Origin of the sequence: Sphingomonas cannabina, assembly GCF_021391395.1 — a bacterium.
In the GTDB taxonomy this organism is placed as follows: Bacteria; Pseudomonadota; Alphaproteobacteria; order Sphingomonadales; family Sphingomonadaceae; genus Sphingomonas; species Sphingomonas cannabina.
Genome location: NZ_CP090059.1, coordinates 3340433 through 3353342, shown reverse-complemented (window position 1 = coordinate 3353342; position 12910 = coordinate 3340433). Strand labels below are relative to the sequence as shown.

Here is a 12910-nt window from a genome sequence, read left to right as displayed (position 1 = left end):
AGGTGTCAGCCGCAGGCTGACGGAGGGGGAGGACGGCGACTCGCTATCGACGTGCTTCCGCCCCCTCCGTCACGCTCTGCGTGCCACCTCCCCCTGGCGGGGGAGGATTGACGAGGGCGACGATTGACCGCGCTCGAAAGCCTCGTCTAGGCGCCGCTCACGATGACGACGAAGACGCCCGCGTGAGCCCCATCGAGCTGACCGCCGCCGCGCTCGGCCTCGCCAACATCGTCCTCGTCGTCCGCCGCAGCGTGTGGAACTACCCGTTCGCGCTGGCGATGGTGTCGCTCTACGGCGTCGTCTTCTTCGAGGCGAAGCTCTACTCCGACGCGCTGCTCCAGCTCTTCTTCTTCGCGGTCAACCTCTACGGCTGGTGGAACTGGTCGCGCAGCCGCGCCGAGCAGGGCGAGGTGCGGGTCGAGCGATTGTCCGGCGCCGCACGGCTGGCCTGGATCGCTGCCGTGGCGGCGGCGACGGCGGGCTGGGGCTGGCTGATGCACCGCCATACCGACGCCGCCTATCCCTGGTGGGACGCCGGCATCGCGATGCTGAGCGTCGCGGGCCAGATCCTGCTGTCGCGCCGCTATTGGGAGAATTGGGTGCTGTGGATCGCCGTCGATCTGCTCGCGATCCCGCTCTACGCGGTGCGCGACCTGTGGGCGACCTCCGCGCTCTATGCGGTCTTCCTGGCGATGTCGGTATGGGGCCTGATCGGCTGGCGGCGGGCGATGCGGGCGTGAGCCGCCTGATCTGCCTCCACGGGCCGGAAAGCACCGGCAAGTCGACGCTCGCCCCGCGGCTGGCGGCGGCGCTCGGCGGCGAGGTGGTCGCCGAATATGGCCGCACCTTCGCCGAGGAGCGCGGGACCGACTTCACCATGGCCGACCTGGTCGAGATCGCCGAGACGCACGACCGGCTGACGCAGGAAGCGGTCGCGCGCGGCGTCGATCCGGTGATCCTCGACACCGACCCGCTGATGACCGCGGCCTGGGCGGTGATGCTGTTCGGGCGCCGCGATCCCTGGTTCGACCGCTGGAGCGGCACCGCCGATCTCTATCTGCTGCTCGACATCGACCTGCCGTGGATCGACGACGGCACCCGCCTGTTCGGCACGGCCGAGCTCCGCCAGCGCTTCCTCGACGTCTCGCGCGAGGAACTGGAGCGGCGCGGCCTCCGCTGGGCCTGGGTGCGGGGCGAGGGTGAGGCGCGCTTCGAGAGCGCGATGGCGGCGATCCGCGGCGCCGGGCTCGGATAGCAAAAAGGCCCGCTCCGCGCGTAGCGGAACGGGCCTCTCGCGTAGGGCCGGACCTTACCTGTTCTTGATCACCACCGTCGGACCATGCTCGTCCTGCGGCGCGTGCTCGGTCGGCGCGAGGCCGGTGTTGAGCACCCAGCCGACATTGTCGTTCTCGTCGGCCACTTCCCACCACAGGCCGTTCTTGTTGCCGGTGGGATAGACCGTCGCGCCCGCCGGCAGCGTGCGGATCAGCTTGGACGAGCCGATCGACGAGGCGCGCATCGCCACCGGGCGCTGTGCGGTGTAGCCCTTGACCGGGGAGGCCTGCGCGGTGCCGGCATCGCCCGGCTGCACCAGCCCGAGGTCGGTCACCATCTTGGTATAGGCCTGGATGAACGAGAGCGTGACGATCCGACCAATGTCGGTGTTGTCATAGCCGCCGCCGACCGCGCCGGCCGCGCCGCCGAGGAAGCCCGCCCCGCCGCCGGCACCGAAGACCGTGCTGTTCTTGGCGGCATAGCCTTCCTGCGTCGCGATCGTCTCGGTGGTGCGGACGTTGGTGAGCGAGAGGACGGTGTTCGCCTCCATCTTCTTCGTGCGGAAGCCGCCGGCGAGCGCGCCGAGCCGGCCGCCGACCAGGCCGCCGATCAGGCCGCCGGCGCCGCTGCCGCTGACGTTGCTGTTGGCGCCCTGGATCTCCGCGACCAGCACATAGTCCGCCGCCTTGATCTGGTTCTGGCCGACGTTCGACCCGCGCTGGAGGCCGAGGTGGCCGCCGATCTGCCGCTCGCGCTCCGCCGCCTGCAGGCCGCTGCCGCGGTCGACCAGATTGAAGCAGCCCGAACGCTGGATCAGCACCTTGAGCAACTTCTGCGGCGGCGCCAGCGAATATTGCGTCCAGCCGACGGGATCGTCGCCGTCGACGACCGAGACGGTGCCGAGCTTGCGCGCGCAGCGCGGCACGTCGCTCATCGTCTGTTCCTGCAGCTTCTGGCCGCTGCTCTGCTTCGCGAGTCGCTGTGCCTCGGCCCCGCTCGTCAGGCACAGCGCAAGCGCGGTGAGGGCCACCGCCGGATACTTCAACATCGATGCTTCCCCCTTATGGATGCCGAGTCGCGATACCCGACCGCGCGCGGCGTGGGAATAGGTCGAGTGGGTTAATGCGCGCGACGAAGCGCCCATGCTTGGGATCGGGCGGCGGCGGTGCTATCGGCGGCGCAAATCCTCTTCCCTGAAAAGATGACGCTTCGTGACAGAACTCGAAAAGATCCGTAATTTCAGCATCATCGCGCATATCGACCACGGCAAGTCGACGCTGGCCGACCGGTTGATCCAGCGCACCGGCGGCCTGTCCGAGCGCGAGATGTCGGCGCAGGTGCTCGACAATATGGACATCGAGAAGGAGCGCGGCATCACCATCAAGGCGCAGACCGTGCGCCTCGAATGGAAGGGCCATGTCCTCAACCTCATGGACACGCCCGGCCACGTCGACTTCGCCTATGAGGTGTCGCGCAGCCTCGCCGCATGCGAAGGCGCCCTCCTGGTCGTCGACGCCGCGCAGGGGGTCGAGGCGCAGACGCTCGCCAACGTCTACCAGTCGATCGAGCACGACCACGAGATCATCCCCGTCATCAACAAGATCGATCTCCCCAGCGCCGAGCCCGAGAAGGTGAAGGCGGAGATCGAGGAGATCATCGGCCTCGACGCCAGCAACGCCGTCCTCGCCAGCGCCAAGTCCGGCATCGGCATCGACGAGGTGCTCGACGCGATCGTCGAGCGCATCCCGGCGCCCAAGGGCGACCCGGCCGCCCCGCTTCGGGCGATGCTGGTCGACAGCTGGTACGACCCCTACCTCGGCGTCGTCATCCTCGTCCGCGTGATGGACGGCACGATCCGCAAGGGCCAGCAGGTCAAGTTCATGGCCGCCGGCACGACCCACCTCGTCGACCGCGTCGGCTGCTTCCGGCCCAAGATCGAGAACCTGCCCGAGCTCGGCCCGGGCGAGATCGGCTTCATCACCGCGCAGATCAAGGAAGTCGCCCAGGCGCGCGTCGGCGACACGCTGACCGACGCCAAGCGGCCCGCGAGCGAGGCGCTGCCGGGGTTCAAGGAAGTCCAGCCGGTCGTGTTCTGCGGCCTGTTCCCGGTCGACGCCGCCGACTTCGAGAAGCTCAGGGAATCGATCTCGAAGCTCCGCCTCAACGACGCCTCGTTCAGCTTCGAGATGGAGACCTCGGCCGCGCTCGGCTTCGGCTTCCGCTGCGGCTTCCTCGGCCTGCTCCACCTCGAGATCATCCAGGAGCGGCTGACCCGCGAGTACGACCTCGACCTCATCACCACCGCGCCGTCGGTGGTCTACAAGCTGCAGCTGACCAAGGCCGCGGGCGAGGCCGAGGCGCGCGCGATCGAGCTCCACAACCCCGCCGACATGCCCGATCCCAACCGCATCGAGGAGATCGAGGAACCGTGGATCAAGGCGGTGATCTACGTCCCCGACGAGTATCTCGGCTCGATCCTCAAGCTCTGCCAGGACCGCCGCGGCATCCAGAAGGACCTGACCTATGTCGGCGGGCGCGCGCAGCTCACCTACGAGCTGCCGCTGAACGAGGTGGTGTTCGACTTCTACGACCGCCTGAAGAGCATCAGCCGGGGCTATGCGAGCTTCGACTATGAGCAGATCGGCCACCGCCCCGGCGACCTCGTCAAGATGAGCATCCTGGTCAACAACGAGCCGGTCGACGCGCTCAGCATGATCGTCCACCGCGCCAGCGCCGAGGCCCGCGGCCGCGGCATGTGCGAGCGCCTGAAGGACCTGATCCCGCGCCACCTGTTCAAGATCCCGATCCAGGCGGCGATCGGCGGCAAGGTGATCGCCCGCGAGACGATCGCGGCGCTGCGCAAGGACGTGACCGCGAAATGCTACGGCGGCGACATCACGCGCAAGCGCAAGCTGCTGGAGAAGCAGAAGGAAGGCAAGAAGCGGATGCGGGAGTATGGGTCCGTGCAGATCCCGCAGGAGGCGTTCATCGCGGCGTTGAGGATGGGGGAGGAGTAGGGGCGGAGTGGCTTTGCGCCCTCAACTCAGTCGCTCAACGTACGTCGTCGACGACTCATAAGCGGACGTACTTTTGAGCGGCGAACTCAGCGCGGCAGCGTCGGCAGCCAGGATTCGGCGCACGGCCGTGGTTGTCAATTAGCAGCGGACGACACCCGCGCGCCCGGTCGGTCGTCTGCCTTAGCCCCGGCGTTTTGGCACTGCCACGCCGCCCTTGCGGAGAATCGCTGCCTCGACGCGGTAGATGTCAGGGACGTTGATCTTGCCGTTGGCCCGCTCTTCCATGACCGCGACGTCGCGCATCGACGAGAGCAACGCGGAAGGCTCGTCTCCTGCGAGAAACTTCACCGGCGTACGGGACTCATCCGATGCCGCCTTTTCCCGTATTCTATCGACGACACGCTCAGACGCCCACAATTCGAATAACTGCTCGCGCTCCATCGGAACGAACTGACGGCGAAGCGCTTCGAGCGCAGGCTGAATCCACGGATAGTCTTCGTAGAGCTCTTCGAGCCGACTGCTCGATGCCTGACGGACGCCCTCTTGAAGACCGAGATGATCGACCGCGCGCCCTGCTGGAGCGGGATAATGTTCAGCCGCCTTTTTCCAGGCGGTCAGGAAGATGCGTGGAGAACAGGTCTGGGCCGCATCACTTAGGTGAAGTGGTAGCCAGGAATAGACGCGACCGCGCTTCTTGTTGCTCCCCATGAACTCCCCTGCGAGCCCGTTAATGATTCGGGCTTGTGTCTCCTCAGACGACCAAATCTGGGCGCCCGTATTCGGGAGCGCCGCAATCGCGTCCTCCCGCTCCGCAAGCTCCTTGAGCGGACCGCTGGCCTGTGGATCGCGGAGAAGCTCGAACAACAGCAGGCCGTACAGCTCAGCTGGCCGCCAGAACAGGTCGACATGATCGTTCTTAATCTTGGAACTGTCCGGGAAACGGAACAGCTCCTGATCGGCAAACTGGTCGACCCGCATGAAAATCTTCGCGCGGATCGCCCGGAAAGATTGCAGCCCGACAGCCAGCGCCAGAAGCGCGCGGGTCAACTGCCGGATACTTTCCCAATCCCGCCCAAGACGATCGAGCGCATCGAACACCACCAGAAGTGTCTTGCCGGTGCGCGCCGACTCGTCATCGGCCTGCGACAGTATCCTCGAATAGAGATTGGGATCAGTGCCCAGGGAAGCGATGATGCCGTCCAACGATCCGCTGTGCTTACCCGGAAGAGCTCTCGACGCGATCCGGATCATGACCGCCCGCCAGATCAGGTCGGGGTCGCAGCCGCCAGCGTAGAGCGACGTAATCTCGTCGACCGTCGGTGCGGTCGGGCTTTCCTTGCTCGAACCGTTGAAGCCGATGACCACATCGGCGTTCGCGAGCTGCGGATGCTTGTAGACTTCAGCAAGGCGGCTACGCAGATCCCCGCTGAGCAGAGCATGGGTCCAGAAGCTTTTGCCCATACCCCGATTGCCGACGACCAACTGGCGGCGAAGATCGAGAACCCCGCGATGGCCTGCGGGCAGGAAAGCCTCCTCGACCGAGATCGTTGCATTGGGTTCGACCCGCGGTGACGGGTCGAATGCGGCGATCGCGTCACGGAGGACTGCGAAATCTGGCTGGATAGCGTTCACGCGTTCGGCTCGCTGGCAAACGTGGAAGCGTTTATCGCAGCGTCGAGACCGGACAGGAATTCACGATAGGTCTGCTCGTAGAAATTTTGGGTGAGCTGATCGGCATTACGGCCGGGATCGAAATCGACGAAGCTTTGACTGAAGGGCACGATGAGCGGCCAGTGCGGAGCGGACTCGTCCGAGCGCGCGAAGCGAAGCAGATCAATCGCTTCCGCGCCGTCGGTTTCAGCATCGTAGAGATGAGCTGAATAAAGTTCGTACATTTCATCGACAAAGCGTTCCGACACACTCGCGTCAAGGCTCGCCTTGGCGTAGACCGGCTTTAGCATCATGCGCCAATCCGCGTCGCGGCCGGCTGCGGTATCGCGCTGTGCAAGCAACTGGAGCGCCGCGAACAACGCGCGATACCCTTCGATCGTCTGCTTCTGAGCCGTTCCGAACAGGAGAACCGTTGCACCCAAACCCAACACTGCGGGCGCCGCCAGCTCGGACAGGCCCGCGCGACTGTCGATAAAGACCACGTCGTACTGCTCGCGCGCTGTGATGCGGGCGATCATTTTCGAGATCTGCGCTGCGACCGGGATCGAATTGCCCCCCACGACATCTTCGATCATCGCCCGAGAAAGCTTCGGCAGGATATTTTCGGGCTGATTGTTGGATCGCCTGCCCAGCGCGGGAAGAACATCGACGCGTCCGCCGCCGCCCTGGGTCAGCCCGCTTGAGCCGATGAACCGATACAAGTCGCTGTCCGCGATGCCGCCGAGGCCGTCCTCGACAAGGTAGTCGATGGCACCAAACTCCGGCGTACGGTCTGACGCAAGCAGGAGATCGCCGAGACCCGGCGCTTCGAGGTCGAGATCGACCACAAGCACGTTCCGGTTGCGGCGGGCCAGGTCGGCGGCGGCAATCGCAAGCGCCGTCGACCGACCCACCCCTCCCTTTAGGGTAGCGAACACGACGCGGGGCGGATCTGTTGCCACCGAAGTCGGCTCGTCCAGCCAGCCTGCGCCCACGATGCGCCGATCGATGACTTGGCAAAATCGGTCCCCGACCTTGACCGGAAGCCGCTCGGGCGCGGACAGCAACCGCTCGCTTCCGCTGTCGCCGCGAAAGCTGATCGGCCGATCCGTTCGAGCATAGCTTCCCAGCGCCTCGATCAGCGCGGCCCCGAGTTTGTCGCGTTCCGCATCGTCCGCGGCTTCGCGCCCCGCGATGAACGTCAGCTGCCCGGAGGCATCGCGAAGCGCAGTTCCCGCTTCGACAAACTCGCCATCGACGAGGTCGGCGAGCGTGGCGACAAGGACAGCGAGGGAATCGTCGAAAAGGGGTCCGGCCATCACTACGCGTCCATTGTTTCGACGAGACTATGCGCGCTTGCTTTCCAGGCTTCGATCCACCCGGGCTGCACCTCCGCCGCCGGAGCATAGCGCATATCCGTGCTCCAGTTTTGAAAATGATTGGAGTTGGCAATCGCGAGCAGTTCGCCTGACCGCCGTCCCTGAGCCGTGTTGCGCAACTGCGTCTTCAGCTCGGGAAAATGGGCATAATAGGGATCGTCGCGTCGCTCTTTTGGCGGCAGCGGCGCCATGCCGCTGGTCCGCATCAGGGCCTTGATGGCCAGCTCGCCTGCCAAGCCATAAAGATAGCCAGCGACCGCTCTGCATCCCGGCTGTGCCCCGGCAGAAGCGAGCTGATGCAATTCTGTCGCTGCTCTCAAATGGCGCCGCGCCGAGCCCTGCAGATCCTGCCCGTACGCCATCTAATCACCCCCAAGACCCATGTGACAGTCGCGACCGTCGCCCGTCAATTGCCCTGTCCGAAATCTCGGACGGCCCGAGTCGTACGACTATTATGCCTAAAAGCACTGCACCGAAGTCCACAATTGGGCCTCGGCAACTCTACAGGCTTTCTGAACAATCGTCCGTTTAGCGTGCAAGCGATCCGAAAGCTGCCAGTCCGCTTCCGACCCAAACCTCACCCGCCCCGCCCCATCTTCCACGCCTCCCAACTATCCTCCCGCGCCGCCGCCTCCCATTCGCGCTGGGCCTCGGCGATCCGGCGTTCCGCGTCGCGGCGGGCCTTGCGCCGTTCGACGTTGGTCGGTCCGCCCGAGAGAGCGGCGTGCGGGAGCTTCGCGTCGAGCGGGAGGGGCGGGCGCGGGGGATCGCCCAGCTCTTCCCAGACGGCGCGGCGGATCTCCTCCAGGTGGCTGCTGATCGGGCTGGCGAAGAGCGCCTCGGTATCGCCGTAAAGGCCCGGCCGGCGCGTCCACGCGTCGATCAGCGCCAGGCCGCGGCCGCTGCAGTCGAGGATCAGCTCGATATGGGTGAGCTGGCGCAGCGTGAAGTCGGCGGCGACGACCTCGCCGGCCGGACGGTGCCGGCGCTCGGACCAGACCTTGCGCCGTAGCGCTCCAGAATGGGGGAGGCCCCCGGCGATCGTTCCAGGACGGATCGACATTCATCGGGTTGAACGACGACTGAGAAGGAGGGGAAAGTGTCTCGGATCGCCGGAAGTTGTTGGTTCCAGGGCTCAGGCGGCCTGGATGCCTACTCGCCGCGCCGGCGTTCCGTGCCAGAGCCTGGCCTTGTCGAGCGCCCATTGGTCGTCGACGTCGATCCAGTTCAGGTCGCCGCAGTCGAGCGTCAGCGCCGTCCCCTGGTCCGCGAGGACGCGCATCCCCTCGGTCAGCGACGGCGCTTCGAGCCCGCGAAGCGCCGCGAACAGGGCCGGCCCGATCGCGAACACGCCAGTGTCGAAACAGTCATAGGGCTCCAGCCCCTTGCCGATGGCGACGATCCGCTCGCCGTCGGTCTGCACGCGGGTGACGTCGTCGAGGTCGACCCAGTCGCTCCCGATCCGCCGATCGATCGCCAGCCGGGCGCCGGCCGACGCCCCGGCCCGGGCGGTCCGGCGATAAAGCTCGGGCTCCACGAGATGATCGCACATCGCGAGCAAGGCGTCCTCGCCGCCGACGAGCGGCTCGGCGGCCAGGACCGACACGCCGTTGGGCTTGCGGTGGTCGTCGGTCCTGACGGTCTCGACCGCGAGCGACCATGGATGCGCCGCGATGTGCGCCTCGATCCGTTCGGCGCCGTAGCCGAGCACGATCACCGCCCGCGCGAGCCCCGCTTCGGCGAGGCCGCAGAGCGCATGGCCGAGCAGCGAACGGCCGCCCACCATGCACAGCGGCTTCAGCGGCGCCGCGGCGCGGAGACGGCTGCCTTCGCCCGCCGCGAGCAGGATCGCGGTCTCGATCATCTCACTGGACGGTGATGAAGTCTTCGACCGCGCGTGCGGCCAGGTCGTCGGTCATCTGCGTGCGCGGATGCTTGCAGAAGAAGGCCGACGCGGCGTCGATCGGGCCGGCGAGGCCGCGGTCCTTCGCCAGCTTGGCACAGCGGATCATGTCGATCGCCACGCCCGCCGAGTTGGGGCTGTCCTCCACCGACAGGCGCAGCTCGAGGTTCATCGGCACGCCGCCGAACATCGCGCCCTCCATGCGCAGGAAGCAAACCTTGTTGTCGTTCTGCCAGGGGACGTAGTCCGACGGGCCGATATGGACGTTCTCGTCCTCCAGCCGCTCGGCCGCGACCGACTGCACCGCCTCGGTCTTGGAGATCTTCTTCGACGCGAGCCGGCGGTGGTTCGCCATGTTGAGGAAGTCGGTGTTGCCGCCGGTATTGAGCTGGTAGGTCCGCTCCAGCTTGACGCCGCGCTTGGCGAACAGGTCGGTCAGCACGCGGTGGACGATGGTCGCGCCCAGCTGCGCCTTGATGTCGTCGCCGATGATCGGCACGCCGGCCTGGGTGAAGCGCTCGGCCCATTCGGGGTTGCTGGCGATGAACACGGGGATGTTGTTGACGAAGGCGACGCCCGCCTCGAGCGCGCATTCGGCGTAGAATTCGCTCGCCGCCTGCGATCCCACCGGCAGATAGTTCATCAGCACGTCGGTCTTGGTCGCCCGGAGCATCGCGACGACCTCGTCCTTGGTCGGCTCCCTGGCGTCGGAGACGAGGAAGGTGCGGTCGTCGGCATAATCGGCCATGTGGTCGGCGACGCCGTCGAGGATGCGGCCCATCTGCACGATGGCGCCGGTGGGCTCGATCGATTCGCAGAAGATCGCGGTGCAGTTCGGCTTGGCGAAGATCGCCTCGGCGACGTCCTTGCCCACCTTGCGCCGGTCGACGTCCCAGGCGGCGACGACGTGGATGTCGCTCGGCTGATAGCCGCCGAGGTCCCAGTGCATCAGCCCGATCGTCTCGTTCGCGCCGTCGCGGTAATGGGTGAGGCCCTGAACAAGCGAGCTGGCGCAATTGCCGACGCCGACCACGGCGATGTTGATGGTCTTCATGACTTCGTCACGTCCTTTGAGTGGGTAGGGTAGTAGGTGAAGAATGATGCTCGCGCGCCGTGCCCGCGCTTCGGATCAGGCGGGCCTCGACGGCGCGGTGCCAGACCAGCCCGGCGATCAGGATCGCGCTGAGGGGGCCGAGCTCGAACCACCAGAACAGCCGGGGATCGCCGGCCAGGCAGGCGAGGAAGATCGTGCAGACTCGCACATTGGCCGACAGCAGGCTCATCAGCCGCATCGGCCCGACGGCCCGCGCGCCGTATGCGTCGGCAAGCCGTGCCGGGTCGTTCTGGCGACGCAGGCTGTCGTCGAAGGGCGCCGCGAACCGGTCCAGCGTGCCCGCGACCAGGTCGTAGAGCCTTGCGGCCGGATTGCCGCTTGGGATCGGCGCGACGGCCGCGATGCCCTTGCAGCGGCGGTGGAACCGTGCGCGCTCGCCTTCGTAGAGATTGGACTGCAGCGCATGGGCCGCCCCCGCGGTACATGCCAGCGCCCAGCCCTCCGCCGTCCCGATCGACAGCGCCAGAACGACATAGATCAGCACGAAGACGCCGTGATCGCACAGGCCGTCGAGCGTGCGCCCCAGCGGGCTGGCGGTGCCCGTCGCGCGGGCGATCATCCCGTCCAGCCCGTCGGCGATCAGCCAGCCGATCGACAGGAGCAGCCCGGCGAACGCGAACGGCCGCACGTCCCAGTGCGCATAGGCAAGCGCCGCCAGCGTGCCGAGGGCCAATCCGCCCAGCGACACGGCATTGGCCGAGATCCCGCGCGCAATGAACCACGGCAACAGGAACCGGCCTGCGGGGTGGATGATCCAGAGGTTCGTCGGATCCTCGATCCGGCGATCCCGCGACCGATCCGGCGGAGGAGCTGTCATCGGAGTGTCACGTACCGCGCCGCGTGCCTGTTCAGCAAGCGATTTGCAACGGAACCGTCATGCGTGGGACATCTGCTTGTCGCATTCCCGGTCAGGTCGGGCTGGAGACGGCGCGTTCGCGCGGGAATCAGTCGATCCGCCAGCTTCCCAGCGATCCGGCCATGGCCTGCAGCCAATCGAGCACGGCATGGACGTGATGCCCGTTGCCGAACAGCAGGTCGTACACGGTGGCGAAGACGACGGCGGCGATGACGATCAGCAGCTTCATCGGCATGATCCCTCTCGACTCGATAGAATCGCGCGAAATGATCACCGGACGGTAAATAGCGCGCCGGGCGGGGGAACCCGGACGCCTTCCGAGCGTCTCGCGTTGCGAGCGCCGCGGCCAAGACGGCGCCAACCGCAGGAGCTTCCATGGCAAACGAGACGAAGACGACAGGCGGCAGCGCGGCCGATATGGCGCAGAACGCGGCCGAGCGCTTCCAGGCGGCGGGCAGCGCCATGGCCGACCACGGCCAGCAGCTCGGCATCAAGATGCTCGACCAGGCCGAGGCGAACACGCGCGAGGCCTTCGCCGCGATGCGCGCCGCCGCCGGCGCCAAGGACATCGGCGAGGTGATGCGCATCCAGAGCGACTATCTGCGCGACCAGGGCAGCCGCGCGGTGACCCAGGCGCGCGAGATCGGCGAGATGATCGCCAGCTTCGGCCGCGCCACGATCGGGGGCCTCACCGGCAAGGAATAGCATGGCCCGTATCCCAATCCTCCCCCGCCAGGGGGAGGTGGCACGCGAAGCGTGACGGAGGGGGAGGACGCACGCCGATGGTGAGTCGCCGTCCTCCCCCTCCGTCAGCCGGCGGCTGACACCTCCCCCTGGCGGGGGAGGATTGAAACGGGTCCGCACCTCCCATTGATCCCAGCGCCGGCTGGCGCTCGGCGGCGGAAGCGTTAGGAAGGTCCGGTCACCGCCGGAGCCTGCGCTTTGCGTCTTGTGTTTGCATGTCTGTCGCTGCTGCTGGCCGGCGCCGCGCCGGCGCCGCGCGCGCCGCTCGTGCTCGCCGCCGCGAGCCTGCAGGAATCGATGAGCGCGGCTGCCGATGCCTGGGCGCGATCGGGCCATGCGCGGCCGACCATCTCCTTTGCGGCGTCCTCGGCGCTGGCGCGGCAGGCGATCGCGGGGGCGCCGGCAGACCTGTTCGTCTCCGCCGACGAGGAATGGATGGACGCGCTCCAGCAGCGCGGGCTGCTGGTGCCGGGGAGCCGGGCGGATGTCCTGGGCAATCGGCTGGTGCTGGTGGCGCCGCGATCGAGCCGGACGGCGGTACGGCTGGTGCCGGGCGCCGATCTCGCAGGAGCGTTGAGGCGCGGGCGGCTGGCGATGGCCGATCCCGATGCCGTGCCGGCGGGCCGGTACGGCAAGGCGGCGTTGACGCGGCTCGGCGCCTGGCGCGGGGTCGAGGGCAGGGTGGTACGCGCGGAGAACGTCCGTGCCGCGCTGGCGCTGGTCGAGCGCGGTGCCGCGGCGATGGGGGTGGTCTATGCGACCGATGCCGCCGCCTCACGCGCGGTGAGAGTGGTGGCGGTGTTCCCGGCCGGCAGCCATCCGCCGATCCGCTATCCGCTGGCGCTGCTCAAGTCGTCGCGGAGCCCGGACGCGCGCGCGTTCCGGGCGTTCCTGCTGTCGGCGCGGGGGAAGGCGATCTTCGCGCGTTACGGGTTCTCGGTGCGATGAGGCTTAGTACGTCGCCACAAGCGA

14 protein-coding genes are annotated in these 12910 nt (G+C 67.1%); 5 read left to right on the top strand and 9 right to left on the bottom strand.

Features of this window, described 5'->3' with window-relative positions:
* Window positions 1–182: 182 nt before the first annotated feature.
* Both pnuC and LZK98_RS15825 read left to right on the top strand, forming a co-directional pair.
* Window positions 183–740, top strand: a complete 558-nt coding sequence (pnuC, locus tag LZK98_RS15830) for a nicotinamide riboside transporter PnuC (protein WP_233783493.1) — start codon at window positions 183–185, stop codon at window positions 738–740.
* Complete coding sequence (locus LZK98_RS15825; protein WP_233783492.1) at window positions 701–1255, top strand: AAA family ATPase; 555 nt, start codon at window positions 701–703, stop codon at window positions 1253–1255. The genes pnuC and LZK98_RS15825 overlap by 40 nt, the downstream gene beginning before the upstream one ends.
* 54 nt (window positions 1256–1309) lie before the next feature.
* Here the strand turns inward: LZK98_RS15825 and LZK98_RS15820 are convergent, their stop codons facing one another.
* On the bottom strand, window positions 1310–2323 hold the full coding sequence (locus LZK98_RS15820; protein WP_233783491.1) for a CsgG/HfaB family protein: 1014 nt from the start codon (window positions 2321–2323) through the stop codon (window positions 1310–1312).
* 163 nt (window positions 2324–2486) lie between these two features.
* On the opposite strand from LZK98_RS15820, the gene lepA reads away from it, so the two are divergent.
* The gene (gene lepA, locus LZK98_RS15815; protein ID WP_233783490.1) at window positions 2487–4292 is read left to right on the top strand and encodes a translation elongation factor 4; all 1806 of its coding nucleotides are present in this window, start codon (window positions 2487–2489) and stop codon (window positions 4290–4292) included.
* 180 nt (window positions 4293–4472) lie between these two features.
* Here lepA and LZK98_RS15810 read toward each other — a convergent pair whose 3' ends face one another.
* The 8 genes from LZK98_RS15810 to LZK98_RS15775 all read right to left on the bottom strand — a co-directional run bounded on the left by LZK98_RS15810 (window position 4473) and on the right by LZK98_RS15775 (window position 11423).
* Window positions 4473–5924, bottom strand: a complete 1452-nt coding sequence (locus tag LZK98_RS15810) for a hypothetical protein (RefSeq protein WP_233783489.1) — start codon at window positions 5922–5924, stop codon at window positions 4473–4475.
* Window positions 5921–7261 (bottom strand): ParA family protein, encoded by a 1341-nt coding sequence (locus tag LZK98_RS15805; RefSeq protein WP_233783488.1) that lies wholly within the window; start codon window positions 7259–7261, stop codon window positions 5921–5923. Before LZK98_RS15805 ends, LZK98_RS15810 begins: the two co-directional genes overlap by 4 nt.
* 2 nt (window positions 7262–7263) lie before the next feature.
* Window positions 7264–7683, bottom strand: coding sequence for a hypothetical protein (locus tag LZK98_RS15800; RefSeq protein ID WP_233783487.1), 420 nt, complete (start codon window positions 7681–7683; stop codon window positions 7264–7266).
* A gap of 215 nt (window positions 7684–7898) precedes the next feature.
* Window positions 7899–8384, bottom strand: coding sequence for a hypothetical protein (locus LZK98_RS15795; RefSeq protein ID WP_233783486.1), 486 nt, complete (start codon window positions 8382–8384; stop codon window positions 7899–7901).
* Window positions 8385–8456: 72 nt separating this feature from the next.
* A complete protein-coding gene (locus tag LZK98_RS15790) occupies window positions 8457–9185 on the bottom strand; it encodes a phosphocholine cytidylyltransferase family protein (RefSeq protein WP_233783485.1) in 729 nt (242 codons plus the stop codon).
* A gap of 1 nt (window position 9186) precedes the next feature.
* On the bottom strand, window positions 9187–10278 hold the full coding sequence (locus LZK98_RS15785) for an inositol-3-phosphate synthase (protein WP_233783484.1): 1092 nt from the start codon (window positions 10276–10278) through the stop codon (window positions 9187–9189).
* A gap of 7 nt (window positions 10279–10285) precedes the next feature.
* Window positions 10286–11065, bottom strand: coding sequence for a CDP-alcohol phosphatidyltransferase family protein (locus LZK98_RS15780; protein ID WP_233783483.1), 780 nt, complete (start codon window positions 11063–11065; stop codon window positions 10286–10288).
* A 217-nt stretch (window positions 11066–11282) separates the two neighbouring features.
* Entirely contained in the window at window positions 11283–11423 is a 141-nt protein-coding gene (locus LZK98_RS15775; protein WP_233783482.1) for a hypothetical protein, read from the bottom strand.
* 146 nt (window positions 11424–11569) lie between these two features.
* Between LZK98_RS15775 and LZK98_RS15770 the strand changes: the two genes are divergently transcribed.
* Together LZK98_RS15770 and modA are read left to right on the top strand one after the other, a co-directional pair.
* Window positions 11570–11899, top strand: coding sequence for a phasin family protein (locus tag LZK98_RS15770; RefSeq protein WP_233783481.1), 330 nt, complete (start codon window positions 11570–11572; stop codon window positions 11897–11899).
* A gap of 237 nt (window positions 11900–12136) precedes the next feature.
* Complete coding sequence (gene modA / locus LZK98_RS15765; RefSeq protein ID WP_233783480.1) at window positions 12137–12886, top strand: molybdate ABC transporter substrate-binding protein; 750 nt, start codon at window positions 12137–12139, stop codon at window positions 12884–12886.
* Window positions 12887–12910: the final 24 nt, after the last annotated feature.

Coding starts and splice junctions, on each gene's coding strand:
- LZK98_RS15820 (WP_233783491.1), bottom strand. CDS start 2,323: ATGTTGAAGTATCCGGCGGTGGCCCTCACCGCGCTTGCGCTGTGCCTG.
- LZK98_RS15775 (WP_233783482.1), bottom strand. CDS start 11,423: ATGAAGCTGCTGATCGTCATCGCCGCCGTCGTCTTCGCCACCGTGTAC.
- LZK98_RS15790 (WP_233783485.1), bottom strand. CDS start 9,185: ATGATCGAGACCGCGATCCTGCTCGCGGCGGGCGAAGGCAGCCGTCTC.
- LZK98_RS15785 (WP_233783484.1), bottom strand. CDS start 10,278: ATGAAGACCATCAACATCGCCGTGGTCGGCGTCGGCAATTGCGCCAGC.
- LZK98_RS15825 (WP_233783492.1), top strand. CDS start 701: ATGGGGCCTGATCGGCTGGCGGCGGGCGATGCGGGCGTGAGCCGCCTG.
- LZK98_RS15800 (WP_233783487.1), bottom strand. CDS start 7,683: ATGGCGTACGGGCAGGATCTGCAGGGCTCGGCGCGGCGCCATTTGAGA.
- LZK98_RS15770 (WP_233783481.1), top strand. CDS start 11,570: ATGGCAAACGAGACGAAGACGACAGGCGGCAGCGCGGCCGATATGGCG.
- LZK98_RS15805 (WP_233783488.1), bottom strand. CDS start 7,261: ATGGCCGGACCCCTTTTCGACGATTCCCTCGCTGTCCTTGTCGCCACG.
- LZK98_RS15795 (WP_233783486.1), bottom strand. CDS start 8,384: ATGTCGATCCGTCCTGGAACGATCGCCGGGGGCCTCCCCCATTCTGGA.